This window comes from Buttiauxella warmboldiae (genome assembly GCF_003818135.1).
Classification (GTDB): Bacteria; Pseudomonadota; Gammaproteobacteria; order Enterobacterales; family Enterobacteriaceae; genus Buttiauxella; species Buttiauxella warmboldiae.
Genome location: NZ_RPOH01000030.1, coordinates 53,315 through 79,114 on the forward strand (window position 1 = coordinate 53,315; position 25,800 = coordinate 79,114).

General features: G+C 53.6%; 27 protein-coding genes and 3 pseudogenes. 23 read left to right on the forward strand and 7 right to left on the reverse strand.

Annotation, left to right across the window (positions count from 1 at the left end):
* Positions 1–67 precede the first annotated feature (67 nt).
* The gene (gene mpl, locus EHN07_RS08790; RefSeq protein WP_124023796.1) at positions 68–1,435 is read left to right on the forward strand and encodes a UDP-N-acetylmuramate:L-alanyl-gamma-D-glutamyl-meso-diaminopimelate ligase; all 1,368 of its coding nucleotides are present in this window, start codon (positions 68–70) and stop codon (positions 1,433–1,435) included.
* Between the two features lie 87 nt (positions 1,436–1,522).
* Here the strand turns inward: mpl and yjgA are convergent, their stop codons facing one another.
* Positions 1,523–2,074, reverse strand: a complete 552-nt coding sequence (gene yjgA, locus EHN07_RS08795) for a ribosome biogenesis factor YjgA (protein ID WP_124023797.1) — start codon at positions 2,072–2,074, stop codon at positions 1,523–1,525.
* A gap of 99 nt (positions 2,075–2,173) precedes the next feature.
* Between yjgA and pmbA the strand changes: the two genes are divergently transcribed.
* Both pmbA and cybC read left to right on the forward strand, forming a co-directional pair.
* The gene (pmbA, locus tag EHN07_RS08800) at positions 2,174–3,526 is read left to right on the forward strand and encodes a metalloprotease PmbA (RefSeq protein ID WP_124023798.1); all 1,353 of its coding nucleotides are present in this window, start codon (positions 2,174–2,176) and stop codon (positions 3,524–3,526) included.
* 59 nt (positions 3,527–3,585) lie between these two features.
* Positions 3,586–3,972, forward strand: a complete 387-nt coding sequence (gene cybC, locus EHN07_RS08805) for a cytochrome b562 (RefSeq protein ID WP_124023799.1) — start codon at positions 3,586–3,588, stop codon at positions 3,970–3,972.
* 109 nt (positions 3,973–4,081) lie between these two features.
* On the opposite strand, the pseudogene EHN07_RS08810 reads toward cybC, so the two are convergent.
* The 3 pseudogenes from EHN07_RS08810 to EHN07_RS08820 form a co-directional block, all read right to left on the reverse strand.
* A pseudogene (locus tag EHN07_RS08810) lies at positions 4,082–4,206 on the reverse strand (IS1 family transposase); the annotation flags it as partial.
* A gap of 199 nt (positions 4,207–4,405) precedes the next feature.
* A pseudogene (locus EHN07_RS08815) lies at positions 4,406–4,707 on the reverse strand (type II toxin-antitoxin system RelE/ParE family toxin).
* A pseudogene (locus EHN07_RS08820) lies at positions 4,707–4,986 on the reverse strand (type II toxin-antitoxin system ParD family antitoxin). The pseudogenes EHN07_RS08815 and EHN07_RS08820 overlap by 1 nt, the downstream one beginning before the upstream one ends.
* 293 nt (positions 4,987–5,279) lie before the next feature.
* On the opposite strand from EHN07_RS08820, the gene mdcA reads away from it, so the two are divergent.
* The 8 genes from mdcA to mdcH all read left to right on the forward strand — a co-directional run bounded on the left by mdcA (position 5,280) and on the right by mdcH (position 12,373).
* Positions 5,280–6,935, forward strand: a complete 1,656-nt coding sequence (gene mdcA / locus EHN07_RS08825) for a malonate decarboxylase subunit alpha (RefSeq protein ID WP_124023801.1) — start codon at positions 5,280–5,282, stop codon at positions 6,933–6,935.
* Entirely contained in the window at positions 6,935–7,819 is an 885-nt protein-coding gene (locus EHN07_RS08830) for a triphosphoribosyl-dephospho-CoA synthase (RefSeq protein WP_124023802.1), read from the forward strand. The genes mdcA and EHN07_RS08830 overlap by 1 nt, the downstream gene beginning before the upstream one ends.
* A gap of 9 nt (positions 7,820–7,828) precedes the next feature.
* The gene (gene mdcC, locus EHN07_RS08835) at positions 7,829–8,128 is read left to right on the forward strand and encodes a malonate decarboxylase acyl carrier protein (RefSeq protein WP_124023803.1); all 300 of its coding nucleotides are present in this window, start codon (positions 7,829–7,831) and stop codon (positions 8,126–8,128) included.
* A complete protein-coding gene (locus tag EHN07_RS08840; protein WP_124023804.1) occupies positions 8,121–8,954 on the forward strand; it encodes a biotin-independent malonate decarboxylase subunit beta in 834 nt (277 codons plus the stop codon). Before mdcC ends, EHN07_RS08840 begins: the two co-directional genes overlap by 8 nt.
* Positions 8,951–9,751: a biotin-independent malonate decarboxylase subunit gamma gene (gene mdcE / locus EHN07_RS08845; RefSeq protein ID WP_124023805.1), complete on the forward strand. Its 801-nt coding sequence runs from the start codon at positions 8,951–8,953 to the stop codon at positions 9,749–9,751. The genes EHN07_RS08840 and mdcE overlap by 4 nt, the downstream gene beginning before the upstream one ends.
* 133 nt (positions 9,752–9,884) lie before the next feature.
* Complete coding sequence (locus tag EHN07_RS08850; protein ID WP_124023806.1) at positions 9,885–10,844, forward strand: AEC family transporter; 960 nt, start codon at positions 9,885–9,887, stop codon at positions 10,842–10,844.
* On the forward strand, positions 10,845–11,462 hold the full coding sequence (locus EHN07_RS08855; RefSeq protein WP_124023807.1) for a malonate decarboxylase holo-ACP synthase: 618 nt from the start codon (positions 10,845–10,847) through the stop codon (positions 11,460–11,462).
* A gap of 2 nt (positions 11,463–11,464) precedes the next feature.
* Positions 11,465–12,373: a malonate decarboxylase subunit epsilon gene (mdcH, locus tag EHN07_RS08860; protein ID WP_124023808.1), complete on the forward strand. Its 909-nt coding sequence runs from the start codon at positions 11,465–11,467 to the stop codon at positions 12,371–12,373.
* Here the strand turns inward: mdcH and EHN07_RS08865 are convergent.
* Positions 12,357–13,295 (reverse strand): LysR family transcriptional regulator, encoded by a 939-nt coding sequence (locus EHN07_RS08865; protein ID WP_124023809.1) that lies wholly within the window; start codon positions 13,293–13,295, stop codon positions 12,357–12,359. The two genes, mdcH and EHN07_RS08865, sit on opposite strands and share 17 nt — an antisense overlap.
* 293 nt (positions 13,296–13,588) lie before the next feature.
* Here EHN07_RS08865 and EHN07_RS08870 point away from each other — a divergent pair, with 293 nt between their 5' ends.
* The 12 genes from EHN07_RS08870 (at position 13,589) to EHN07_RS08925 (ending at position 24,528) form a co-directional block, all read left to right on the forward strand.
* Entirely contained in the window at positions 13,589–14,593 is a 1,005-nt protein-coding gene (locus EHN07_RS08870; RefSeq protein ID WP_208646984.1) for a TRAP transporter substrate-binding protein, read from the forward strand.
* Positions 14,594–14,640: 47 nt separating this feature from the next.
* Positions 14,641–15,183 (forward strand): TRAP transporter small permease, encoded by a 543-nt coding sequence (locus tag EHN07_RS08875; protein ID WP_124023811.1) that lies wholly within the window; start codon positions 14,641–14,643, stop codon positions 15,181–15,183.
* 12 nt (positions 15,184–15,195) lie between these two features.
* Positions 15,196–16,503, forward strand: coding sequence for a TRAP transporter large permease (locus EHN07_RS08880; RefSeq protein ID WP_124023812.1), 1,308 nt, complete (start codon positions 15,196–15,198; stop codon positions 16,501–16,503).
* 425 nt (positions 16,504–16,928) lie between these two features.
* Entirely contained in the window at positions 16,929–17,216 is a 288-nt protein-coding gene (locus EHN07_RS08885) for a glycine dehydrogenase (protein WP_425267174.1), read from the forward strand.
* Positions 17,217–17,233: 17 nt separating this feature from the next.
* Positions 17,234–17,596, forward strand: coding sequence for an SFCGS family glycine-rich protein (locus tag EHN07_RS08890; RefSeq protein ID WP_124023813.1), 363 nt, complete (start codon positions 17,234–17,236; stop codon positions 17,594–17,596).
* Between the two features lie 2 nt (positions 17,597–17,598).
* Positions 17,599–17,895 carry a DUF4312 family protein gene (locus EHN07_RS08895; RefSeq protein ID WP_124023876.1) on the forward strand — a complete coding sequence of 99 codons (297 nt, stop codon included), beginning with the start codon at positions 17,599–17,601 and terminating at the stop codon, positions 17,893–17,895.
* 23 nt (positions 17,896–17,918) lie between these two features.
* On the forward strand, positions 17,919–18,695 hold the full coding sequence (locus tag EHN07_RS08900; RefSeq protein ID WP_124023814.1) for a DUF4311 domain-containing protein: 777 nt from the start codon (positions 17,919–17,921) through the stop codon (positions 18,693–18,695).
* A gap of 11 nt (positions 18,696–18,706) precedes the next feature.
* Positions 18,707–19,348, forward strand: a complete 642-nt coding sequence (locus EHN07_RS08905) for a DUF4310 family protein (RefSeq protein ID WP_124023815.1) — start codon at positions 18,707–18,709, stop codon at positions 19,346–19,348.
* Between the two features lie 47 nt (positions 19,349–19,395).
* Complete coding sequence (locus EHN07_RS08910) at positions 19,396–20,529, forward strand: amidohydrolase/deacetylase family metallohydrolase (RefSeq protein WP_124023816.1); 1,134 nt, start codon at positions 19,396–19,398, stop codon at positions 20,527–20,529.
* On the forward strand, positions 20,513–21,631 hold the full coding sequence (locus tag EHN07_RS08915; protein ID WP_124023817.1) for a DgaE family pyridoxal phosphate-dependent ammonia lyase: 1,119 nt from the start codon (positions 20,513–20,515) through the stop codon (positions 21,629–21,631). The genes EHN07_RS08910 and EHN07_RS08915 overlap by 17 nt, the downstream gene beginning before the upstream one ends.
* Entirely contained in the window at positions 21,628–22,368 is a 741-nt protein-coding gene (gene dagF, locus EHN07_RS08920; RefSeq protein WP_124023818.1) for a 2-dehydro-3-deoxy-phosphogluconate aldolase, read from the forward strand. The genes EHN07_RS08915 and dagF overlap by 4 nt, the downstream gene beginning before the upstream one ends.
* A 249-nt stretch (positions 22,369–22,617) precedes the next feature.
* Positions 22,618–24,528, forward strand: coding sequence for a BglG family transcription antiterminator (locus tag EHN07_RS08925; RefSeq protein WP_124023819.1), 1,911 nt, complete (start codon positions 22,618–22,620; stop codon positions 24,526–24,528).
* An 80-nt stretch (positions 24,529–24,608) separates the two neighbouring features.
* On the opposite strand, the gene dolP is transcribed toward EHN07_RS08925, so the two are convergent.
* Both dolP and diaA read right to left on the reverse strand, forming a co-directional pair.
* Positions 24,609–25,184, reverse strand: a complete 576-nt coding sequence (gene dolP / locus EHN07_RS08930; protein ID WP_124023820.1) for a division/outer membrane stress-associated lipid-binding lipoprotein — start codon at positions 25,182–25,184, stop codon at positions 24,609–24,611.
* 9 nt (positions 25,185–25,193) lie between these two features.
* Positions 25,194–25,784, reverse strand: a complete 591-nt coding sequence (gene diaA, locus EHN07_RS08935) for a DnaA initiator-associating protein DiaA (protein ID WP_124023821.1) — start codon at positions 25,782–25,784, stop codon at positions 25,194–25,196.
* Positions 25,785–25,800: the final 16 nt, after the last annotated feature.

A 25,800-nucleotide genomic window follows, 5' to 3' on the forward strand; every position in this document is an offset into this window, starting at 1 on the left:
TAAATGCGATTTGCCAGCACCCCACATACGGTTAGAATGTGCGCCAGATAATGAAAGGATGGTTTTTATGCGCATTCATATTTTGGGTATTTGCGGCACGTTTATGGGCGGCCTCGCGATGCTGGCTCGCTCACTCGGCCATGAGGTGACTGGCTCTGACGCCAATGTGTACCCACCAATGAGCACTCTGTTAGAAGAGCAGGGTATTGAATTGATTCAGGGTTACGATCCGGATCAGCTCGATCCACTGCCGGACCTGGTGATCATCGGTAACGCGATGACGCGTGGGAACCCCTGCGTCGAAGCGGTGCTGGAAAAAAGCATTCCTTACATGTCCGGCCCGCAGTGGCTGCATGATTTTGTGCTGCGCGACCGTTGGGTGCTGGCGGTGGCCGGAACGCATGGCAAAACCACCACTGCTGGGATGGTGACGTGGATTCTGGAAGCCTGCGGCTATAAGCCAGGCTTCGCGATCGGCGGCGTACCGGGTAATTTCGAGGTTTCTGCGCGTCTGGGCGACAGCCCATTTTTCGTGATCGAAGCGGATGAATATGACTGCGCCTTTTTCGATAAGCGTTCCAAATTTGTGCATTACTGCCCGCGCACGCTGATCCTCAATAACCTTGAGTTCGACCATGCGGATATTTTTGACGATCTGAAAGCTATCCAGAAGCAGTTCCACCATCTGGTGCGTATCGTGCCGGGGCAGGGGAAAATCATCTGGCCTGAAAGCGACACCAATATTAAGCAGACGCTGGCGATGGGCTGCTGGAGCGAGCAAGAGCTGGTGGGCGAACAAGGCCACTGGCAGGCGAAAAAACTGAACCCGGATGCCTCCAACTGGGAAGTGTATCTGGATGGCGAATGCGTCGGCGAAGTGCACTGGCAACTGGTTGGCGAGCACAATATGCATAACGGGCTGATGGCGATTGCCGCTGCGCGTCATGTGGGTGTGACGCCAGCTGACGCGGCCAAAGCCCTGGACAGTTTTGTCAATGCCCGCCGCCGCCTTGAGCTGCGCGGCGAAGAAAACGGCGTGACGGTATACGATGATTTCGCTCACCATCCCACGGCGATTCTGGCAACGCTTGCCGCCCTGCGTGGCAAGGTGGGCGGCACGGCGCGTATTCTTGCCGTGCTTGAACCGCGTTCTAACACCATGAAAATGGGTCTGAGCAAAGACGATCTTGCGCCATCTTTAGGCCGCGCAGACGAAGTGTTCCTGCTGCAACCGCCGCATATTCCGTGGCAGGTGGTAGAAGTTGCAGAAGCCTGTATTCAGCCTGCGCACTGGAGCGCGGATGTCGACACGCTGGTGGATATGGTGGTGAAAACCGCCCAGCCTGGCGACCATATTCTGGTGATGAGCAACGGTGGTTTCGGGGGGATTCATCAGAAATTGCTGGATGGGTTAGCGAAGAAAGCGGAGCAGTAATGCGAAAACAACCCTCTTCCTGAGGAAGAGGGGATAGCCCGGTTTTCTCCTTCTCCCTACGGGAGAAGGCCGGGATGACGGGGATTGTTAACCCTGGCTTTCGGCCAGCTCGCGCAGATAGGAGAAAATCTGGCGGTAAGATTTTGGCGGCTTATTCGTTGCCTTCTCTTTTTGTGCGTTGCGTATCAGCACGCGCAGTTGCTGGCGGTCAGCTTCCGGGTAAAGTTTTAACACTTCGGTCATCGCATCATCACCTTCTTCAACCAGGCGGTCACGCAAAGCTTCCAGTTTATGGAACAGCGCAACCTGCTGGTTGTGACGGTTTTTCAGCTTGTCCAGCGCCACACGGATCGGGTCCATATCGCGCGAACGCATCATTTTGCCAATCAACTGAACCTGGCGGCGACGGCCTTCTTTTTTGATTTTCTGTGCAAGATCAATCGCGGCACGTAAATCTTCATCCAGAGGGATTTTGTCGAGCGCGTTCTTACCCAGGTCCATCAGCTCCATACCCAGGCGTTTTAATTCCTCGGCATCACGCTTAATTTCGCTTTTACTGACCCAGATAATCTCATCATCTTCGTCTTCATTTTCGTTATCTGGTACGTCGTCGAGCCAGTCATCGGGCTGCTTAGTCATATTAGGCTCCTTAAAAAAAGTGGCTAATTCTACCAGTAAAGCCTGTGCACTGCGAAATTGTTCTGTTCTGGGTTAGACTTAATTCACTCACCTTACATTATGGCAGTCGCGATGAAAGTAAACACGCAAGTAGCACAACAACGTCAGATTCTGGAACAAGCGGTATCTCAGGCGCTGGAACTGGCTTCCGCTCGCTCCGACGGCGCAGAAGTTGCCGTCAGTAAAACCACGGGTATTAGCGTCAGCACACGATACGGTGAGGTGGAAAACGTCGAATTTAACAGCGATGGTGCGCTTGGCATCACCGTTTATCATCAAAACCGTAAAGGTAGCGCCTCCACCACCGATCTGAGCCCGGACGCCGTAGCGCGCACCGTGCAGGCGGCGCTGGATATCGCCCGTTACACCTCTCCGGATCCGTATGCGGGCCTGGCAGATAAAGAGCTGCTGGCTTTTGAAGCACCCGATTTGGATCTCTTCCACCCGACAGAAATGGATGCCGACCGCGCCATTGAGCTGGCGGCTCGCGCTGAAAACGCCTCGTTGAACGTTGATAAACGCATCAACAATACCGAAGGCGGCAGCTTCAATAGCCACTATGGGATCAAAGTGTTCGGTAACAGTAACGGGATGCTGCAAAGCTACTGTTCTACGCGCCATTCCCTCTCCAGCTGCGTGATTGCGGAAGTTGATGGTGAGATGGAACGCGATTATGCCTACACCATCGGCCGTGCCATGGACGATCTGGATAGCCCGGAATCGGTGGGTGCCGAGTGTGCTCGTCGCACGGTTGCACGCCTGTCGCCGCGTAAACTGTCGACGATGAAAGCGCCGGTTATTTTTGCGGCTGAAGTGGCAACGGGCCTGTTCGGGCACCTGGTCGGCGCGATTGCTGGCGGTTCGGTTTACCGTAAATCGACCTTCCTGCTGGATTCTCTTGGCAAGCAAATATTGCCGCAATGGCTGACTATTGAAGAGCACCCGCATCTGCTCAAAGGACTGGCTTCCACCCCCTTTGACAGCGAAGGCGTGCGCACGCAGCGCCGTGACATTATCAAAGATGGCATCCTGCAACAGTGGTTGCTCACCAACTACTCCGCTCGTAAACTGGGTCTGCAAAGTACGGGGCATGCGGGCGGCATTCATAACTGGCGTATTGAAGGACGCGGGCTGGATTTCGCCGGCATGCTGAAAGAAATGGGCACCGGTCTGGTGGTGACGGAGCTGATGGGCCAGGGTGTAAGCGGCATTACCGGGGACTATTCTCGCGGTGCGTCCGGTTTCTGGGTCGAGAACGGCGAAATTCAATATCCGGTGAGCGAAATCACGATTGCCGGAAATCTTAAAGATATGTGGCGTGAAATGGTCACGGTGGGTAGCGATATTGAAAAACGCAGCAATATTCAGTGTGGTTCAGTACTGCTACCGGAGATGAAGATCGCCGGTCAGTAAATTAAGGGTAACGGGTGCGACCTGCCGCACCCTTTTAATACAATAAAAAAGGTGAGTACATGCGAAAGCAACTGATAGCAATATTGGCAGTATCGTCCGTGCTATTTACTGGCACAGTCATGGCTAAAGATGTGGGCGAAGATATGGATACCATCGCCGAAAACTACAAAGTTGTGCTAAAAACCGCTGACGCGGCTGAGTTAAAAACCTCGCTTAACAACATGCGCGCCGCGGCAGTCGATGCGCAAAAAAACACCCCGCCAAAACTTGAAAATAAAGCTTCAGATAGCCCAGAGATGAAAGATTATCGCCACGGTTTTGATCTGCTGATTGGCCAGATTGACGGCGCGTTAAAACTCGCCAACGAAGGTAAAGTGAAGGAAGCCCAGGCGGCGGCCGAAGAGTTTAAGACGACGCGTAACGCCTACCATAAAAAATACCGCTAGAGTGACTCAATCAGGCTCTGTTTTCAGAGCCTGATGCAAACTGATGATAAACCCTATATGTTTCGCAAAACGAGCATAGGCTATCAATAAAAAACGGTAATGTTTCCAATTAGTAGAACATGAATTTTTCGATCAAGGCACCGATAACTTTTTCGTGGATCTCGCTGAGCGCGAGAAGCAAATCGTTTTACGCGCCAGCCGCTTAATACGGGTGTGCAGGGTCAGGTTGCCTTGGTGGCTCGCCGGGACGGGTGCGGATAATCTCCCGCATTATATTTAATGGACGTTCGCCAGCAACTGACCTCCAGAGAACGCCGATGCCGAGAGCTGGCCGGGCGACCATTTACCCCGCGCGCTCTGCCGTCCACCGAACGTCCCGCACTCAGAGGGATTGAGCTAGCTTTGCAGGCTGTCAGCTAGTATCTGTGCTTCACTACAGCTCATAGGGAGACAGATCATTCTCATAGTCTTGTCCTCCATGCCATATACCAGCCACAGTTACCATCTCTTCATCTACGATGAAGGCGATAACGGTTCTTTTACGGTAGTTCGTTACTCTGAGTCCCGGCAGGATATCATCCCGTCGGTTTCCTCTATGTGGGAACTGCTCCAGTGATTCACAGTAGCTGACAACATTTTCTGTATATTTGAGCGCTGTATCCGGTGTGGCTGCTTTCGCTATATATCTGTAAGTTGTTCTTCTGCCTCTGGGGCGAACACCACTCTGTAATCCATTATTCCTCTCCGGTAGCCTTCCTGTGCTCGGCTTTTAGCCTACTCCTGATATCAGTTACCACTGAGGCTTTCGGTTTCGCCACGTTGCAGGGCTTCCCATGCGGGAACTACCTGCTCATTCAGCCATTTTTCCACTGCATTATCCCGTGCCATCAGCGCCCGAAGTCCTTCCCGGATAACTTCACTTTCCGAGGCGTATTCGCCGCTGGCAACACGAGCTTTCACCTGCGCCGCCATTTCATTTGGCAGCGTGATGCTCATCTGCTGTGTTGTTCTCATTGGTAACCCCTTTCTTCCGCCAAGTAGGATTTAATCATACTCATCATCACTGTCATGTTCACTTTTCACACACTCCGCTGGATGGGTTTCCGTCAATACCGCCTTACTCTCCGGCATCTGAATACATTCTGTGGTTTTCCTGCCAGCCGTCTGTGTCATACAACGCTATCCGTATTGTTACTCTAAGGCTAACGATTGCTCCCCGAGCTTAATTGATGGTCGAACCAGTCAGGCGCACAATTTAACCAATCTAAAGCAAATCAAAAATGATTGGCTGAATCAGGAGGTTAAATATGAAGTCCTGGCAAACCCCGACACGAGTCTGGAACACACGCCGCACCGAGAAACAGCGTCGTATGGCTTCCACCAACGTGCAGGGCAAGGTTCTTCCCACCGAAAGCCTTGTCGATATGCTGGAAAAACTGATCGCCCCTGGCGATCGCGTGGTGCTTGAAGGCAATAACCAAAAACAGGCGGATTTTCTCTCCCGCATGTTGGCCGAAGTCAGCCCTGCCAAAGTTCACGACCTGCATATGATCATGCCGAGCGTCGGGCGCAGTGAACACCTTGATATTTTTGAAAAAGGTATCGCACGCAAGCTCGATTTCTCCTTCTCTGGCACCCAGAGCCTGCGCATTTCTCAGCTGCTTGAAGATGGTCAGTTAGAGATTGGTGCGATCCATACCTACATCGAACTCTATTCCCGCCTGTATGTGGATCTCGCGCCGAACGTGGCGCTGATTGCCGGTTTCAAAGCCGACCGCAAAGGCAACCTGTATACCGGTGCCAGCACCGAAGATACCCCGGCGCTGGTGGAAGCCGCTGCTTTCCACGACGGTATTGTTATCGCCCAGGTTAACGAACTGGTTGACGATGAGTGCGACCTGCCGCGCGTGGATATTCCGGGTTCGTGGATTGACTACGTGGTGGTTGCGGACAAACCGTTCTTTATCGAACCGCTGTTTACCCGCGACCCGCGTCTGATTAAGCAAGAACACATTCTGATGGCGATGATGGCGATTAAAGGCATCTACGCTGAGCACAACGTGCAATCGCTTAACCACGGCATCGGTTTTAACACGGCCGCCATCGAGCTGCTGCTGCCCACTTACGGTGAACGGCTCGGCCTGAAGGGCAAAATCTGTAAACACTGGACGCTGAACCCGCACCCGACGTTGATCCCCGCTATCGAAAGCGGCTGGGTTGAAACCGTGCACTGCTTCGGCGGCGAGCTGGGGATGGAAGAGTACGTTCGCGCCCGTCCGGATGTGTTCTTTACCGGCGCTGATGGCTCAATGCGTTCCAACCGTGCGTTCTGCCAGCTGGCAGGCCAGTACGCGGTAGATATGTTTATCGGTTCCACCTTGCAGGTTGATGGTTACGCTAACTCCTCAACCGTGACACGCGGTCGTCTGTCCGGCTTCGGCGGCGCGCCAAATATGGGCCATGACCCGCACGGTCGTCGCCACGCCACCGCCGCCTGGCTTGCGATGCAGGCTCAGCCAGACCTGATGCAACGTGGTCGTAAGCTTGTGGTGCAGATGGTTGAAACCTTCCAGGCAGGCGTTAAGCCAACCTTCGTTGAAAAACTCGATGCCGTTGAGGTAGCAAAAGCCTCGGCGATGCCGCTGGCTCCGGTAATGATCTACGGCGACGACGTGACTCACGTGCTGACGGAAGAAGGCATCGCTTATCTGTATCGTGCTGAAAGCCTTGAGGAACGCCGGGCGATGGTGGCATCCGTTGCGGGTATTACCGATATCGGCCTGGGCGTTGACGCTAAGCGCGTCGCACAGCTGCGCCAGAGCGGAAAAGTGGTCTTCCCGGAAGACATGGGCATTCGCCGCACCGACGCGACCCGTTCCCTGCTGGCAGCCAGCAGCGTGGCGGATTTAGTCGAGTGGTCCGGCGGCCTGTATAACCCACCTGCGAAATTCCGGAGCTGGTAATGAAACTACAGCCACAAATCGGGGCAGAAGGCAGCGCGCAATGGCTTGCACGGGTTGCCACCCAAAGCCTGATTGCCGAAGTACGATTAAGCCCGAAACCCGGTCTTGTGGACAGCCGGGGAAACGGCGCCCATCAGGATCTGACTCTGGATCTGATGGAGCGCTCGGCGCACAGCCTTTCCCCGACGTTTCATGCGTTGGCATTACAAAGCTGGCAGCGTCCGGCCGATATCGCGCTGCGCCAGCTGGTTGGCCGTTTAGGCCGTGCAGGCGAAGCTCAGATGATGGCGGCTACAGGCGGAGTTAATACTCACCGGGGCGCTATCTGGGCGCTCGGTTTGCTGGTTGCCGCGGCGGCAATGCACGGCTGTGAAGGCAGCAGCGCTGAGATTGCAGCGAGTGCTGCAAAACTTGCCTGCCTGCCGGACAGTGCCGCACCAAAAGTTTTCAGTAAGGGGTTACTCGCCACTCGCCGTTATAGCGTGCCCGGCGCGCGTGAAGAAGCGCAGCTTGGCTTTCCGCACATCATGCGTCTGGCCCTGCCGCAGCTGCGCCGCAGCCGTGCACAAGGCGCCGCTGAACAACAGGCACGCCTTGATGCGCTGATGGCCATTATGACATCGCTTAGCGATACCTGCGTGCTGTCGCGTGCCGGGCTTGAAGGCCTGGAAGCGATGCAACACGGCGCGCGTAGCGTGCTGGTCGCAGGCGGCACCGCCACCGTTGAAGGGCGTGCTGCTTTGGCCTGGCTTGATGCGCAAATGCTGGCGTTTAACGCATCGCCTGGCGGTGCCGCAGATTTACTGGCAGCCACGCTGCTGCTTGACCGCATCGCCTGCGATAACGCGACGATTACCCCATTACCGCAACATTCACACTTTTAAGAGGGTGTTATGGAACACATTACGTTGTCATTTCCGGCAACTCACACCGTTAGCGGCAAAGCGCTGGCGGGTGTAGTTGGCTCCGGCGATATGGAAGTTTTGTTTACCGCGACTCAGGGCGACGTCCTGACTATCGCCATCACCACATCCGTGGATAACAGCGAACAGCGCTGGAAAGCCCTGTTTGAGCGCCTTGGTGCGCTGAGCAGCCTGCCTGCCGGGCAGATGCAAATCCACGATTTCGGTGCGACGCCAGGCGTGGCCCGTATCCGCATCGAACAGGTTTTTGAAGAGGTGGCTCATGCGTAACGACAGCAGCTTTATCGAACTCAAAGCGCGTGAGCGTGCTCGTCTGCTGCTGGATGACGGCAGCTTCCGCGAATTGCTCGATCCTTTTGCAGGCATCGTTTCCCCGTGGCTGGAAGCACAGGGCATTGTGGTGCAGTCCGATGACGGTATGGTGGTTGCCAAAGGCACCATTAACGGCGGCCCGGCGGTGGTGATTGCTATCGAAGGCGCTTTCCAGGGCGGCAGCATGGGCGAAGTTTCCGGCGCGAAAATGGCCGCAGCGCTTGAGCTGGCAGCCGAAGATAACCGCAACGGCATTCCGACTCAGGCCGTTTTATGCCTCGAAACCGGCGGCGTGCGCTTACAGGAAGCCAACCTCGGCCTGGCAGCGATTGCCGATATTCACGCAGCCATCGTTGATTTGCGCCGCTATACGCCGGTTATCGGCGTGGTAGCGGGCACCGTGGGTTGTTTTGGCGGCATGTCTATCGCCGCGGCACTGTGCAGCCATTTAATTGTGACTCGCGAAGCGCGTCTTGGCCTGAACGGGCCGCAGGTTATCGAACAGGAAGCGGGTATCGACGAATACGATTCACGTAACCGTCCGTTTATCTGGAGCATGACCGGCGGCGAAGTTCGCTATGAAAGCGGCCTGGTGGAAACGCTGGTGGGCGATGGTGTTAACGCGGTTAAAGATGCAGTTAACGCGGCAATCGCGCAAGGCGTTCCGGCGCAACATCGCACCGATAACTATGCCTGGTATCTCGAACGCCTAAGCAATTTCGACACTAAAAAACAGGCTGATGCCGAACAGATTAAACAGCTTTTTGGGGAGAAACGCGCATGAGCCAGAAACTGAATCGCGCCGCCATTTGGTTGGACAAACTGACCGCCAGCGCACCGCGTATGGCTGGCCTGTGTGCTTCCGTTCAGGTTGCTGACGGCAACGTTGATGGCAAAGCCGCGCGTTTTATTGCCGTCGTACCGGATGAAAATAACCACTATCCACGCGCTAAAGGCGGTGAAGTCGGTCTGCTCGAAGGCTGGACGCTGGCGAAAGTGGTTAGCGAAACCATCGCCGAAGATGCTGATGCGGCAGAAAAACGCGCCATCGTGGCCGTTATCGACGTGCCGAGCCAGGCTTATGGCCGCCGCGAAGAAGCGTTTGGTATCCACCAGGCGCTGGCCGGTGCGGCAGCAGCTTATGCCAATGCGCGTCTGGCAGGCCACCCGGTGGTGGGCCTGATTGTTGGCAAAGCGATGTCCGGTGCGTTTCTGGCGCACGGCTACCAGGCAAACCGCCTGATTGCTTTCAACGATTCCGGCGTGATGATTCACGCGATGGGTAAAGAGTCCGCAGCACGTATCACGCTGCGTACCGTGGAAGCGCTGGAAAAACTGGCCGCCACCATCCCGCCGATGGCCTATGACATCAGCAACTATGAAACCCTCGGCCTGTTATCTGCGCTGTTAGATATTGCCAGCCCGGAAGCGCCACAAAGTGCCGATATGGACAAGGTGAATGCAGCCCTGGCTACCGCGGTGCGCGAAGCTCGCAGCGATAACACGCTGAAAAACCGCCTGCATGCGGAAAACCGTCGTAGCTCAGCCCTGGTGCGTGAACGTATGCGCGCAGCCTGGTAAAGACGGTTTAAAAAGACAGACCTGCCAGACGATCACCCTGGGCGCCTTTAGAGCGCCCGGTAAAAATACATCGTCTGAAAATACTCACCATCGCACCGGTGCTGGAATTCTTTTTTTAACTACAGGTGAAGTTATGACTTACGTAATTGTTCATGCGCTTGCGCCCATTTTTGTCATCATGCTGCTCGGCTTTTTTGCCGGTAAAGCGAAGATGGTCGATAACAAAAATGTTTCCCTGCTCAATATCTTTGTAATGGATTTCGCCCTGCCAGCCGCGCTGTTTAGCGCCACGGTTCAGACGCCGTGGGCAGGTATCGTCAAACAGTCACCGATGAGCGTGGTGCTGGTTCTGGCAATGTGGATTACCTACGCTGCGATTTATTTCCTGGCGACCAAAGTATTCAAAAAATCTCCGCAGGATGCGGCGGTACTGACATTGACCGTTGCGTTACCCAACTATGCGGCGCTTGGCCTGCCAATTCTGGGCAGCGTTCTGGGGGAAGGTTCGGCCACTTCACTCTCCGTTGCGGTTTCCATCGCCTGTGGTTCGGTGTTGATGACGCCGTTCTGCCTGATGATTCTGGAGCGTGAAAAAGCGCGTGCGGCTGGCGAATCTGTCGGTTCTACCCTCGCCATGCTGCCGGTTCTGATGTGGCGTTCGCTGAAAAAACCTATCGTCTGGGGCCCGCTGCTGGGGGTGATTTTGTCAGCGGTCGGCATTCGTATGCCTGACCTGCTGCTGGCGTCAATCAAACCGCTGGGCATGTCTGCGACCGCTGCGGCGCTGTTCCTGACCGGTGTGATCCTCTCTGCTCGTAAGCTAAAAATTAACACCGTAGTGTGCGTGGCGACCATCACCAAGCTGCTGATCCAGCCGTTTATTGCCTGGGGTATCGTACTGGCGCTGGGTCTGAGCGGGCCGGTTGCGATCACGGCGATCCTGATGATTGCGCTGTCTGCGGGCTTCTTCGGCGTGGTGTTCGGTAACCGTTTCGGCGTACAGTCGCCGGATGCTGAAGCCGTCTTGCTGCTGAGCTCCGTGCTCTCTATCCTGTCGTTACCGCTGTTTATCTCTCTGACTTCAGGAATGTAAATCATGAACACACCGCGCCCACACGACTTACTCTGGCTAACGGATAGCGATGCGCTTGAAGAGGTGAGTGAAGAGTGGGTAGCAAGCCAGTGGCGGCCCCGGCTGCCCGTGGTGGTGCGGCGTGATGTGAGTCGTGATGCGCGCATTCCGGTAGGCGTTCGTGGAATGCGCCGCGACCAGCGGGCGGCCGGATGGGTAAACGTTGTAAAAGTGAAACGCATCGTTTCCCCGGAATTTCTGGCTTCCCGCGATCTGTTAGTTAAATCCCCGTTTATTTCGCTGCCGCCTGTTCAGGGCGCGGTTCAACTTGCACTACGAGATTGGCCCTGGGTCTGGGGCATTACCGGCAGCGTGGGTTACGCGCTGGCGACGGAAGTGCCGGTTCTGCATGCCGAAAGCGATCTCGATTTACTGATTCGTTGCCCGGCGCGCGTTGAACGCGACGCGTTGCTTGCATGGCAGCAGGTTACCAGCCAGTTGTTATGCCGCGCCGATACGCAAATTGAAACGCCACAGGGGGCTTTTGCCCTGGCAGAATGGTTACGCGACGGGCGCGTGTTGCTGAAAACTAACGGCGGGCCACAAATCGTTACTGACCCGTGGGCATTAAAGGGATAAGCATGAAAATTCTCTTCACTTTCCCCGGACAGGGAACGCAGCGTGCAGGTATGCTGCGGACGTTACCGCAAGATAGCGATGTTATGGCGCGTGTTCGCGCGGTGTTAGGCGCTGAAGCCGACGATCTGGATACCGAAGAAGCATTGAAGCATACCCGTGCCGTTCAGCTGTGCCTGCTGATTGCCGGAGTGGCCTGTGCGCAGGAGCTTGAGCGTAATGGGGTCGTACCCGACATGGTGTGCGGGTTATCCATCGGCGCATTTCCTGCGGCGGTTGTGGCGGGGGCGCTAAGCTTTGAAGATGCGCTGCGCCTGGTGACATTGCGCGGTGATTTAATGGAGCAGGCGTATCCGCAAGGTTACGGCTTAACCGCGATTACCGGACTGCAGCTCAATCAGGTCGAGAGCCTGGTGGAAGGCAGCGGAACCTATATCGCCAATATTAATGCCGAGCAGCAAATTGTGATTGCCGGAAGGGATGAGGACATGGCGCAAGTCGCCCGGCGTGCGCTGGCAAGCGGGGCGCAGAAAGCCAAACAGCTGGCGGTTAGCGTGCCATCGCACTGTGCACTACTGGCCGAACCGGCGCGAAAACTGCAACAGGCGTTTGCCGATGTGACGCTGGCTCGCCCGCGCTGTACTTATCTCAGCGGCAGCACCGCTCGCGTGGCCTGGCAACCTGAGAACATTGCCGAAGATTTAGCGCTGAATATGTCGCGTACCGTGCGCTGGCGTGATGCGATGGTTGCCGCCAATGAACGCGAGGTGCGCCTGGCAATCGAGATGCCGCCGGGTAGCGTCCTGACAGGACTCACGCGCCAGGCGTTCCGCGAAGGCGAAATGGTTTGCGCGGAAAATAACAGCGTAGCGCTGATTCAACGCCTGGCCGAGCGCGTTAAAGCGGCGCGTTAGGCTTATCAATAAACGAACGGGCGTACATACGCCCTTCGGCGGCCAGAGCCAAAAGGTTGGGGTCGAGTTCGCGGTTGCGGGCAAAGACAATCGCGATGGATTGCTGCATTTGATACGGCTCGGCAAGTTTCAGCATTTGCACTGAGTTTTCATACACTTTTTTCATGCGTCCCGGCATTAACGACAATCCCACACCCGCCTGCACCAGGCTCAGCATCGAGAAAATATCATTCACCCGGGTGACAATTTCCGGTTCAAACCCGGCGATATGAAATGCTTCCTGGAACCCGTTATAGGTCGCAAATCCTTCCGCTAACGAAACAAACTTCTGGTTATGGTAATCACGAAGATCGGCTAACTTGCTGGTATCAAGCGGGAAGGAGCCGGAAGCGGCGAGAAAAATATCATCCTGGAACAAAGGCAGCACTTCGAAGCGGCTGCGATCTATTTCGCTTTCTGAAATAGAGATCAGAATGGCGTCCAGCACGCCATCTTCGAGCATATTTAGCAGCATCTGGTTGGAGCCCATGGTGAGATCCATTTCCAGCTCCGGGCGGCGCAGTTTCATCCCCATAATCAGGCGCGGTACGGTTTCAAGCGTCAACGAATAGAGGGTGCCAATCCGCAGCCGGCCTTGCCCAACCCCCGCGGCCTGGCGGGTTTCTTCGAGGCCTCGCGCCATTAAGGCGACAGCTTCTTTGCTGTGTTCAAGCAGCGTTAAGGCCGCCGGCAGCGGCACCAGATTACGCCCTTTATGAATAAATAGCGGGCAGCGAACGCCTTCTTCAAGCGTATGCAGCGCCCGGTGGACGCTGACGCCGCTGATCCCCAGCGCTTCGGCGGTGCGGGCGATGTTTCCTTTCTCCATAAACGACAGAAAGATTTCAAGTTTACGGAAAGTGATCTCTGCATCTATTTTCATCGATTATTTGGTTCTGCCCACCCGGTAAGTTTCCCATAAAGTACCTTAAAACGGCTCCATCTTCACCAGCTGAAACGGTTTAAGGCCGGTCAGTTTTTCGCTAAACCGTAAAGAAAAGTCAGTTTTAAGCCCCTTTTTCAGTGCGATTCTGAGATCTAAATTGCAAAATGAATCAAAACTTCGATTTACATGAAATATTGTTTCATTTTTGATTTGTTCGATGCGTAAATGCTTCCGAAACGTAAAGAGTACCACTCAGAACTCATGGATAAGGGACTTTAAGGATGCTGCATTTGAAACCTGTTTTGCCAAAAATTTCGCTGATTGCTACAGCCGTTGCGGCGACAATTTTATTGAGCGGATGTGGCGATGACGCTGCTCCAACGGGCACCGTAACGCTGAAAACCGCGTTTAACCAATCTGAAAACAACCCACAATACAAAGCGTTAGTCTCTTTCAGCGATAAGCTGGAGTCCGCGACTAACGGTCGTTACAAATTAGAAATCCACCCGAATGAGCTGTTGGGCGACCAGCGGGCCTCGCTTGAACTGGTTCAGTCTGGCGCGATTCAAATGGCCGTGGTGGCTAACCCACTGGTCGAGAACTTTAATAAAAACTTCTCGGTCCTGGCGATGCCGTATGTCTACGACAACCCTGAGCATCAGCGCAAAGTGTTTACTTCCGGCGCGCTTGATAGCCTGTTTGCCTCCACCAAAGGCACCGGTTTTGAAGTGATCACCGCCTATACCGCTGGCGCACGCAGCGTGTACACCAAAGGCGCTGCGGTCACTAGCCCGGCGAATATGCAGGGTAAAAAGATCCGCGTGATGCAGTCCGACACCATGATCAAAATGTTGAGCTGCATGGGCGGGACCGGCGTACCTATGGGGCAGGGTGAGGTCTATTCTGCCATTCAGCAGGGGGTACTGGACGGTGCCGAAAATAACGAAATTACTTACGCTGACCTCAAGCAGTACGAAGTGGCGCCGTATTTCTCTGCCACCCGTCATGTGATGGTTGCCGACCTGTTAGTGGCGAATGAAAACTTCCTCGCCAAAATGGATGAAGGCGATCGCGAGCTGTTCCGTAAACTGGCTAAAGAGAGCACTCAGACCCAGTTTGAACTGTGGGACAAGGCGCTTGACGGCGCACGTCAAACCGCCAAAGACAATGGCGCGACCTTCACTGAAGTGGATATCAAACCATTCCAGGAACGCTGTAAGCCGCTGCAGTCCGCCATGTTAACCACGCCGGAACAAAAAGCGCTGTACGAAACAATTCGTGAGTTGGCCGAGTAATACGGCTTAGTAGCCAGGGGACCTGCGGGTCCCCTGTGGAGAAAATAATGAAAGTGACCCAAACCGCCCCCTCCGCCGCCGTATCCAAATCTGATATTTATTCGCATATTACCCGAGTGAAGCAGGCCGTTGATAAGGTGGCTTCCTGGCTGTGTATTTTGCTTGTGGGATTAATGACGCTGCTGGTGACCTGGCAGGTGGCTTCTCGTTATCTGTTTAATAGCCCAAGCGCCGTCAGCGAAGTGTTGGCGCGTTATCTGTTTATCTGGCTGGTATTGATTGGCGGGGCCTATGTTTTTGGCCTGCGCGAGCATATGGCGATTACCTTTATGCGTGACAAAATGCCGCGTAAGTTGCGTATCTCCCTGGAAATTGTGGGCGAGCTTGCCACCTCGGTATTTGCCTTACTGGTGCTGACCATCGGTGGTTATATTGGGATGAGCCGCCAGATGGCGCAGCTCGATTCCGCGCTACAAATTCCCATCGGCATTATCTACATTGCGATTCCACTCAGTGGTGCAATGACGCTGTTCTATTGCCTGTATAACCAATATGGGCTGTTCAGAAAGTTCTCTTCGAAACAAGATTGATTAGGTGTCGATATGGATATAGCAATTATTGTAGCGCTGGTCATGTTTAGCGGGGTGTTTATTTTACTGCTGACAGGTGCGCCAATCAGTATCAGCATCGGGATTTCATCCTTTGCTGCGATGTTACTTATTTTACCTTTCGACGGGGCGATCTTAACCTCTGCCCAGCGTGTTTTTGTTGGCCTGGACTCCTTTGCATTATTAGCCATCCCGTTCTTTATTCTGGCGGGGAATTTAATGAACAATGGCGGGATAGCCATTCGTTTAATTAACTGCGCAAAAATGATCAGTAATTTTTTGCCGGGCCCGCTGGCGCAGACCAACGTGGTTGCCAATATGCTGTTTGGCTCCATCAGCGGTTCTGGTGTGGCGTCTGCGGCGGCTGTCGGCGGCATTATGTCCCCGATTCAGAAGAAGGAAAATTACGATCCGGCGTTTAGCGCCGCGGTAAATATCGCTTCTGCGCCAACGGGAATGCTGATCCCTCCAAGCAATTCACTGATTGTCTACGCAACCGTTGCGGGTAGCGTCTCTATCTCCGCGCTGTTTATGGCCGGTTACGTACCGGGCATTCTGTGGGGGCTGGGCGTGATGCTGGTTGCTGGTTTCATTGCCAAACGTCGCGGCTATGTGGCTGACCGTTCGGCCAATAAAGGCCAGACGCTGCGTATCCTGTTTGATGCGGTGCCAAGCCTGATGATGATTGTCGTGGTTATCGGCGGCATTCTTGGCGGCATATTTACCGCTACTGAAGCATCGGCGATTGCCGTGGTTTATTCGCTGGTGCTCGGCATTATTTATCGCAATATTAAACTGGAAGATTTGCCGAAGATATTCCTCGCTACCGCGAAAATGACGGCGATTGTGATTTTCATGCTGGCGGCGTCTTCTATTATGTCGTGGGTCATGGCTTTCACTAAAATCCCTGCGTTGATTGCCTCTGGGTTACTTTCAGCAACCGACAGCTTTATCATTATTTTGCTGATTATGAACCTGGTGCTGCTGCTGGTGGGTACCTTTATGGACCCCACGCCTGCGGTATTAATCTTCACCCCAATTTTCCTGCCAATCTGTATGCAATTCGGTATGGATCCGGTGCACTTCGGTATCATGATGGTATTTAACCTGTCACTCGGCACCATTACGCCGCCGGTTGGGCCAATACTGTTTACCGGCTGTAAAGTCGGGGATATTAAGATCGAGCGCGTCATCAAACCATTGCTGCCATTCTTTGCGGTAATTGCAATTGTGCTGATGATGGTGACCTATTTACCGGCTGTCACCATGGCGCTGCCACAGAGCATGGGGCTGGTAAAGTAAGCCCTCTCCATTCGGATATCGCTACGCTAATCCGACCGACCCGTTACAGATAGTTTTGTGGCGGGTATTTCGTCGGTCGGGTAAGTGAAGCGACACCAGTCTTGCCTGATCCACCCATAAGCCTTTCCAGTATTTCCCCCAAAACATCCCCTGGCTCACAAAGTTGCTCAAAAACTCTCACTGAGAACTCTCACTTAAGCATTGCTAATGCGTGACTGTAATCACACTAAACCAGCCAATCATTACGATTCCGCCCTTTTTTGTGGCGCAAATCACTATTGAAGCTGCGATTTCCACTTCAAAGTGGAAAACAACTCGCTACAAACCTTTAACCCTGCCCGATACATTAAAAACCTGACAGCAGAGAGGTACGTAGTGTGAATGACGGATCGGTAATGGGTAATGAAGCCGGGAATACCGGGGAAATGCAATTCACGGAACAAGTGTTGGCGTTTATCAATACGCTGCTGAAGAACAGAAGCATCACGCCGAATGCGGTGCAGGAAAAAATGCTGAGATCCCATGTTCGTGCTATGGCCCATCGATCGCTGACAGGTGAATCGTTGCCAGACGTTGAAGAGAGTTTGTTTGAGGAGATCTCTGCTGACTCGCTGGCGATGGCGAAAGAAGTGGTGGAACAGTTTGGCAATTTACCGGTTGAAGAAGCCTGGTTGCTGTCAGTGCATTTCGAAGTGGCGAAAGACAATCTTTGAGCAATAAGGAGAAGCACATGGAGCAAATTACCGTAGTGATTGGCGATCGTCTGGGTAAAGGCCAGAAAGTGGCCGCAGGAGTTGAAAAAGCAGGTGGCCGTGCCGTGGTGATTCCTGGTGTTGCTGCGGATATGAAACTGGGCGACGTCATGAAAGCAGAAAATGCCGCCTTCGGTATCTCCTTCTGCGGCAGCGGCGGTGCTGGTGCAATCACTGCACAGACTAAACATGGCTACAAAGCGAAGTACGGTATGCGTTCAGTGGATGAAGGAGTGACGGCAATCAACGAAGGCAATAATGTGCTGGGTTTCGGTTTTATGGATAAAGAAGAACTGGGCGAACGCCTGGTGCAGGCCTGGGCCAGGAAGTACGGCAAGTGAATATGAAAGAACACTTTTCCGAAACAGTGAGAGTGAAGGGACGAGGCGATACCAAAGCTAAAGCCTTTGCTGACGCCCTGAACCATGTTCAGAGTTCGGTGCTGAAATCGTCTCCCCACATTTTACTGCGCATTGAACCACAGGATGTGCAGGTTGTTCAGGCGTGGGTGCAGGTCAAGAAAGAGGCGTTTTTGTTCTTCTTCCTGAAGCGTGAAAAACAAATGTTCAGCGTCGAGCTGGATGTTGCAGTCAATGTTACGGCAATCAACATGAACAAAGTCGATTTCATTCCCCAATAAAATCACACAGCAAGGACAGACATATGTTCTTAATTATATTAATAAAATCGCTAATCATCGGCGGTCTGGTGGGTGTTGGAGTTGGTGCCGGGGCTGCTCGTATGTTTCATGCGCCGACGACTCAGGGGATGGGCGCTTTCCGTACTCTCGGTGAACTTAACTCCTGCGAAGGCGATCCGGCTTCACACTTCTCATTTGGATTAGGTTTCTTCTTCAACGCCTGGGCTTCCTCTGTTGCAGCAGGTGCGTTCACCCAGGACGTTGACCATCGCATTATCCCAAACTGGGGGGCGGCTGCCTTGATGGTGAAAAACCGTAACGTTGCCGACACCTTGCATGACCCGAAAAAGATGGCCATCGCCTGCGGCATCATCGGCATGATTGTGGTGGCCTTCCTGAACACCACGGCTTCCGCCGTTCCCGCAGCATTGCAGGTGACTGCCGTAAAAGTTCTGGTTCCTGCGGCTAACCTGCTGGTTAACACCGTGATGCCAGTTATTTTCTGGCTGGCGGCAATTGATGCTGGTAAGAAATCGGGATTCTGGGCGACGATTTTCGGTGGCTGTGCACAACTGATTATGGGCAATGCCGTACCAGGCCTGGTGCTCGGTATCCTGATTGGTAAAGGTGTGGAAGAGAGCGGCTGGAACCACGTCACCAAAGTCATGATGGTCGCGATTATTGCGCTGTTTGTCCTGAGTGGCTTTTTCCGTGGCTTCGATATCAAGATGATCGAATCTTTCCATCTGACCGTGCCGAACTGGTTAGATCTGATTCATAACTCGCTGAGTGGAAAATAAGGAAGCCTGTGATGGAAGAGAATAAAGGTTTCTGGTACGCCGACTGGTCTTTCCCGATTTTTGTTGGCCTGCTTTCTTCCGGCGTGTTCGCCGGAACACACATGTATTACCTGTACGGCATCGGGGCTTTCAACGAAGTAGCGTTTGTCTCCATGCTACGTGCCGGGATGGATACCGGGGTATATGGTGCGGTTGCGGCATTTGGCGCCAGTTTCCTGTTTGCCCGCATCATCGAAGGCTCGTTGGTCGGGATTCTGGATATCGGTGGCGCGATTCAAACCGGTGTCGGGCTGGGCGTTCCTGCATTGTTGCTTGGCGCAGGCATAATCTTCCCGGTGGCAAACTTCACCGCTTCTCTGGTGACGGGATTAATGATTGGCCTGGCGATTGGCTACGTGATCATTCTTGCGCGTAAGTTCACTATCAACCAGAGCGATTCAACCTACGGCGCTGATGTGATGATGGGGGCGGGTAACGCTTCTGGCCGCTTCCTTGGCCCCTTGATCATCCTGAGCGCGATGACCGCATCGATTCCAATTGGTATCGGCTCGCTGATTGGTTCACTGCTGTTTTACCTGTGGAGCAAACCGATTACCGGTGGTGCCATTCTTGGTGCGATGATCTTTGGAGCATTCTTCCCGATTGCTTTGTAGCTCTTTTGGGCGGATGGAGCATTCCATCCGCCAGTCAGGAGAAAACCATGTACGACTTAATCCTGCGCAACGCCCGCCTGGTGGACGATACCGTTATCGACATCGCGCTCAAGGACGGCAAAATTGCGGCACTGGGCGAAGTAACGGGCGAAACCCGCGCACAACGCCAGCTTAACGGTGAGTATTACGTCAGCGCTGGTTGGATTGATTCCCACGTTCACTGCTACCCAAAATCCCCGATTTATCACGATGAACCCGACAGTATCGGTATTCATACGGGCGTGACGACGGTGGTGGATGCCGGAAGCACCGGTGCGGATGATATTGACGAGTTTTACGCGTTGACTCGCAGTGCGCAGACCGATGTTTATGCGTTGCTCAATATCTCCAGAGTGGGGTTGATTACGCAAAATGAACTGTCAGATATGGCGAATATCGACAAAGTTGCGGCGCGTGATGCGGTCAAGCGCTACCCAGATTTTATCGTCGGTATTAAAGCACGTATGAGCAGCAGCGTAGTGGGGGCCAATGGCATCAAACCGTTGGCCTATGCCAAAGCAATCCAGCGTGAAAACGGTGACCTGCCGCTGATGGTGCACATTGGCAATAACCCGCCAGACCTTGATGAAATCGCCGATTTACTGAGCAGTGGCGATATCATTACCCACTGTTACAACGGCAAACCGAACCGCATTCTGACCCCAGCGGGTGAGCTCCGCGCCTCCATTGTCAGCGCCATACAACGTGGTGTGCGCCTTGATGTCGGCCACGGTACTGCCAGCTTCAGCTTTGAAGTGGCGAAAATCGCCATCGGTAAAGGGATTCTGCCGCACACTATCAGCTCCGATATTTATTGCCGCAACCGCATTAACGGCCCGGTACACAGCCTCGGCGTGGTGATGTCTAAATTCCTCTCTCTCGGTATGTCTCTGCCGCAGGTGATTGATTGTGTGACCATACATGCCGCCGATGGCCTGCGCCTGGCAAACAAAGGACGTTTGTCAGTTGGGCTTGATGGCGACCTGACGATTTTCGCCAAACGCCGCCGGCTGACGGTATTTACCGACTCCGAAAATCAGACACTCCAGGGTGAACAACAGCTGGTGGCACTTGCTGCAGTCCGCGCCGGGAAGTGGTTTTTGACCGAAAAAGGGAAAGAAGAACATGCCTTCGATTTATGAAAAATACAATTTAAAACAAGTCATTAATGCATCAGGCCGTATGACCGCACTCGGTGTTTCTACCCCGCGTCCGGAAGTAGTGGACGCCGTAATGAACGGCATGAATCACTATTTTGAAATGAAAGAGCTGGTGAACAAAACCGGGGAATACATCGCAAAACTGCTGGATGTGGAAGCGGCGACGGTAGTGTCCTGCGCTTCTGCCGGTATTGCGCAATCGGTGGCGGCGGTGCTGGTGAAAGACAACGCGTGGCTAATTGAAAACCTGCATAACACCCCGCTTGAGAATAACGAAATCGTGTTGCCAAAAGGCCACAACGTGAACTTCGGCGCGCCGGTGGGCAGCATGGTGTATCTCGGCGGCGGCAAAGTGATTGAAGCCGGTTACGCCAACGAATGTTCTGCCGATCAACTGGCTGCGGCGATTTCCCCGCGCACGGCGGCCATTCTGTATATCAAATCTCACCACTGCGTGCAGAAAAGCATGCTTAGCGTTGAGCAGGCGGCGGTCGTGGCCCGCAAGCATAACCTGCCATTAATTGTTGATGCTGCGGCCGAAGAAGATTTGCAGTGTTACTACCGCGCCGGTGCGGATCTGGTGATTTACAGCGGCGCAAAAGCGATTGAAGGGCCAACCAGCGGTCTGGTGATCGGCAAAGCGCAGTATATCGAGTGGGTGAAACTGCAAACCGGCGGCATTGGACGCGCCATGAAAGTCGGTAAAGAAGGCATTCTTGGCCTGACCTGTGCCATCGAACATTATCTGAGTGCGGAAAAAGAGAGCGGTGCGCAGATGGTGGAAAAAATGACACCGTTTATCGCTAACCTCAACACGCTCGAGGGCATCAGCGCCCGCGTGGTGTGGGATGCAGCCGGACGCGATATCGCGCGCACTGAAATTAAGTTCGATGAAGCGGCGATTGGCGTCAGCACCGTCGAGTTGGTGAGCGCGCTGAAACAGGGCGAATATGCGATTTTCTTCCGTGGCTACAAAGCCAACGAAGGGATTATCGAAGCCGACGTGCGCAGCGTCAGCCCGCAGCAGCTAGAGATTATTTATCACAGCATTAAGGCATTGGTCAGCAAGGAGAAACAGGCATGAAATTGACCCCGAATTTTTATCGTGACCGTGTTTGCCTGAACGTGCTGGCTGGTTCGAAAGAGAATGCGAAAGCCATTTATGACGCTGCCGAAGGGCATGTGCTGGTCGGAGTGCTTTCCAGAAACTACCCGGATGTTGCCAGTGCTGTCGCTGATATGCGCGAATATGCGTCGTTGATCGACAATGCGCTTTCTGTTGGGCTGGGCGCAGGCGACCCGAACCAGTCGGCAATGGTCAGTGAAATCTCCCGCCAGGTACAGCCGCAGCATGTAAACCAGGTATTTACCGGCGTGGGAACCAGCCGTGCGCTGCTTGGGCAAAATGAAAGTGTGGTTAACGGCCTGGTTTCCCCAACTGGCACGGTCGGCATGGTGAAAATTTCCACCGGCCCGTTGAGTTCCGGCGCGCCAGATGGAGTCGTACCTGTCGAAACAGCCATTAATCTGCTGAAAGATATGGGCGGTAGCTCAATCAAATACTTCCCGATGGGCGGTCTGCAATGCCGTGAGGAGTATCAGGCGGTAGCCAAAGCCTGTGCGCAGCATGATTTCTGGCTGGAGCCAACCGGGGGTATCGACCTTGAGAATTACGAAGAGATCCTGAAGATCGCGCTGGATGCGGGAGTGAGTAAAGTTATTCCGCATATTTACAGCTCGATCATTGATAAAGCGAGCGGCAATACGCGTCCGCAAGATGTGCGCACTTTGCTGGAAATAACGAAGAACCTGGTCGGGTAAAACTACGCTCATCCCGGCTCTCTTCCTGAAAAGGAGAAAGCTGGGTGAACCATCAGCAGGGAGAGAGGGCAGGCTGGGGTCGACTAATTTTAATAACAATCAGGAGGTTCAGTACCTGCTGCAGGTTATCTGGTTATCGCTTCACTTACTGTTCACAGGGAATCAGCCGCAAAAGATTCTGGTATCTGCTAAAGATAAAGAGTTGTTGTAATGGACGCCTGCGCGCCCGTTTAATCAAAGGAAACGGCAGTGAGATTTCCAAACCAACGTCTGGCCCAGCTTTTTGACATGTTGCAAAACGAGGCGCTGCCCCAGGATGAACTGGCGCGGCGTTTATCTGTTTCTACCCGAACGGTACGTACCGACATCACGGCTTTAAATGTGTTGATGATCGGGCATGGCGCACAATTTGTACTTAATCGTGGTACGGGTTATCAACTTAATATTGTCGATTCTGTACGTTACCAGTCTCTTCTGGAGCAACCCTCACACCAGCTACGCATACCGCGTACTCCCCCGGAACGCGTACACTATTTGATGGTGTGTTTTCTGACTTCGGCATTCTCTTTAAAACTCGAAGATCTGGCTGAAGAGTGGTTTGTCAGCCGGGCCACTTTGCAAAGCGACATGGCAGAGGTGCGCGACTGGCTGGCGCACTACCACCTGACAATTGAAACGCGCCCGCGTCACGGCATGAAATTATTCGGCAGTGAGATGTCGGTTCGCGCCTGTCTGACCGATCTGCTCTGGAAACTGATGCAGGAAGAAGGTGAAAACCCGCAGCTGACAGAAGAAGTACTTAACGCCGGCGTGCCGGAACAACTGGCGGCAGAACTGCATAACTGTTTTGTCCGTTGCCGCATTCGTCTGACTGATGAGGGTGAACAGTTTATCCGTTTATATTGCTCTGTTGCGGTGCGGAGGATTAGCGAAGGTTATCCGTTGCCGGAATTTAGCGCTGGCGATGTTGATGAAGCGGTATGTGAAGCCGCGCGGCAAATTACGCTGCTGCTACAGACGCTGGCTGGTAAACCGCTTACTGAGGCGGAAGAGCAGTGGTTGCAGGTTCATATTGCCTCGCGTCAGGTGCAAGAGGTGGCAGCCAGTGCGATTAGTGCCGATGACGACGAAGCGCTGGTGAACTACATCCTTGGCTTTATCAATAGTAACTATAACTACAACTTGTTGACGGATAAGCAGTTGTACGCGGATTTACTTACGCATATCAAAACGATGATCACCCGTGTGCGCTACCAGATAAACATTCCCAACCCGCTACTTAGCAATATCAAACAGCACTACCCGATGGCCTATGACATGACGCTGGCGGCGGTGTCGAGCTGGGGAAAGTACACGCCTTATGTTATCAGCGAAAATGAAATTGGTTTTCTGGTGCTGCATATTGGCGTCGGACTTGAACGGCACTACAACATTGGTTATCAGCGCCATCCGCGCGTGCTGCTGGTTTGTGATACCGGTAATTCCACGGTACGCATGATTCAGGCGATGCTGCTGCGTAAATATCCACAGATTGAAGTCACGCGTATCATCTCGCTACGTGACTATGAACAGCTTGAAAATATTGAAGAAGATTTTGTTATTTCCACGGTGCGATTGACGGATAAAGCCAAACCCACCGTGGTGGTGGCTCCATTCCCGACCGAGTATCAATTCGAACAGCTCGGCAAGCTGGTGCTGGTGGATCGTACGCGTCCGTACATGCTGGAAAAATTTTTTGATGCCAACCACTTCCGCATAATTGATAAGCCCATCACCCAGCAGGCGTTATTCAGCGCTTTGTGTCAGCAGCTTGAGCAGGAAGGTTATGTCGGGGCTGATTTCTATCCGTCGGTGGTGGAACGTGAGGCCATTGTCAGCACCGTGCTAGGGGAGGGGATTGCGCTACCTCACTCGTTAGGGCTGATGGCGAATAAAACCGTGGTGTATACCGTGCTGGCGCCCCAGGGCATCAGTTGGGGTGATGAAACGGCGTACGTTATCTTCCTGCTGGCGATCGGCAAAAGTGAGTACGAAGAGGCGATGGCGATTTACGATCTGTTTGTCACTTTTCTGCGCGAAAGGGCGATGCCGCGTTTACGGGATAGCCGTAATTTTGATGAATTTAAAGCGGTGGCAATGGATTGTTTGAGTCGGTTTTAAGGGGAACGTTATGGTGGATGACGCTTCGCTTATCGACCCTACAGACATTAACGGGCGGATAAGCAGCGTCATCCGCGCGGTTACTTCAGAAGAGTAAACGCGGTGGTCACATGCTTCACGCCACTGACCCGGCTGGCAATATCTGCCGCGGCTTTGGCTTCTCTGTCAGTCAGTAAACCTAACAGGAACACTTCGCCATTTTCGGTCGTGACTTTCACATTCGTCGATTTCACCCGATCGCTTGTCAACAACTGCGAACGTACTTTGGTCGTTATCCAGGTGTCATTTGATGCCGTACCCAGGCCAATTGGTGCCATATTACGGATTTCGTTGTACACCTCGGTGGTGCCCTCAACGCCCAATGCAATTTGTTTGGCACGGGATGCAAGTTCGCTATCAGGCGACTGGCCCACCAGCAGCACTTTGCCCTGATAGGCGCTGACGTTAATACGCGCCTCTTTCTTGAGCTGTGCGTCTTTGTTCAGTGCGCTATTGATGCGCAACTCCAGCGTACTATCATCAACCTGCGTACCCACTGAGCGTGGATCCGTTGCCGTTTTAGTGGCAACTGCTGCGGTACCCACGACCGCCGCCGCAACACAACCTTGTAGCAGCAACGCGGTAATAAGGACTGCAAGTGGCTTATATGCCTTCATCTGTGCTCCTTAATCGTCCTGGTGAGGGAATAACGTATTATCAATCAGATCGCATAAGCAGTTTACCGTCAGCATATGCATTTCCTGAATGCGTGCGCTGCGGTGAGAAGGGATGCGAATTTCTACATCCTGCGGCCCCAGTAGCCCGGCCAGTTCCCCGCCATCATAGCCAGTCAATGCCACGATAGTCATATCGCGCGTCACCGCGGCTTCTACCGCTTTGACAATATCACGGCTGTTGCCACGGGTCGAAATAGCGAGCAAAACATCACCGGTTTGGCCAAGCGCACGTACTTGTTTGGCATACACTTCTTCGTGTAAACGATCGTTGGCGATCGCGGTTAAGACCACGTTATCAGCGTTAAGTGCAATGGCAGGTAAACTTGGGCGCTCAGTTTCAAAGCGGTTGATCATGCTGGCGGCAAAATGCTGGGCGTTGGCCGCTGAGGTGCCGTTACCGCAGCAAAGGATTTTATTGCCGTTGAGCAGCGACTGAACCAGCGTCATTGCGCCACGGGAGATAGCATCTGGCAGAGCTTCCGCTGCGGCAATCTGGGTTTGAATACTTTCCGTGAAGCAGACTTTGATTCTTTCGAGCACGTTAGTTTACCTGGTT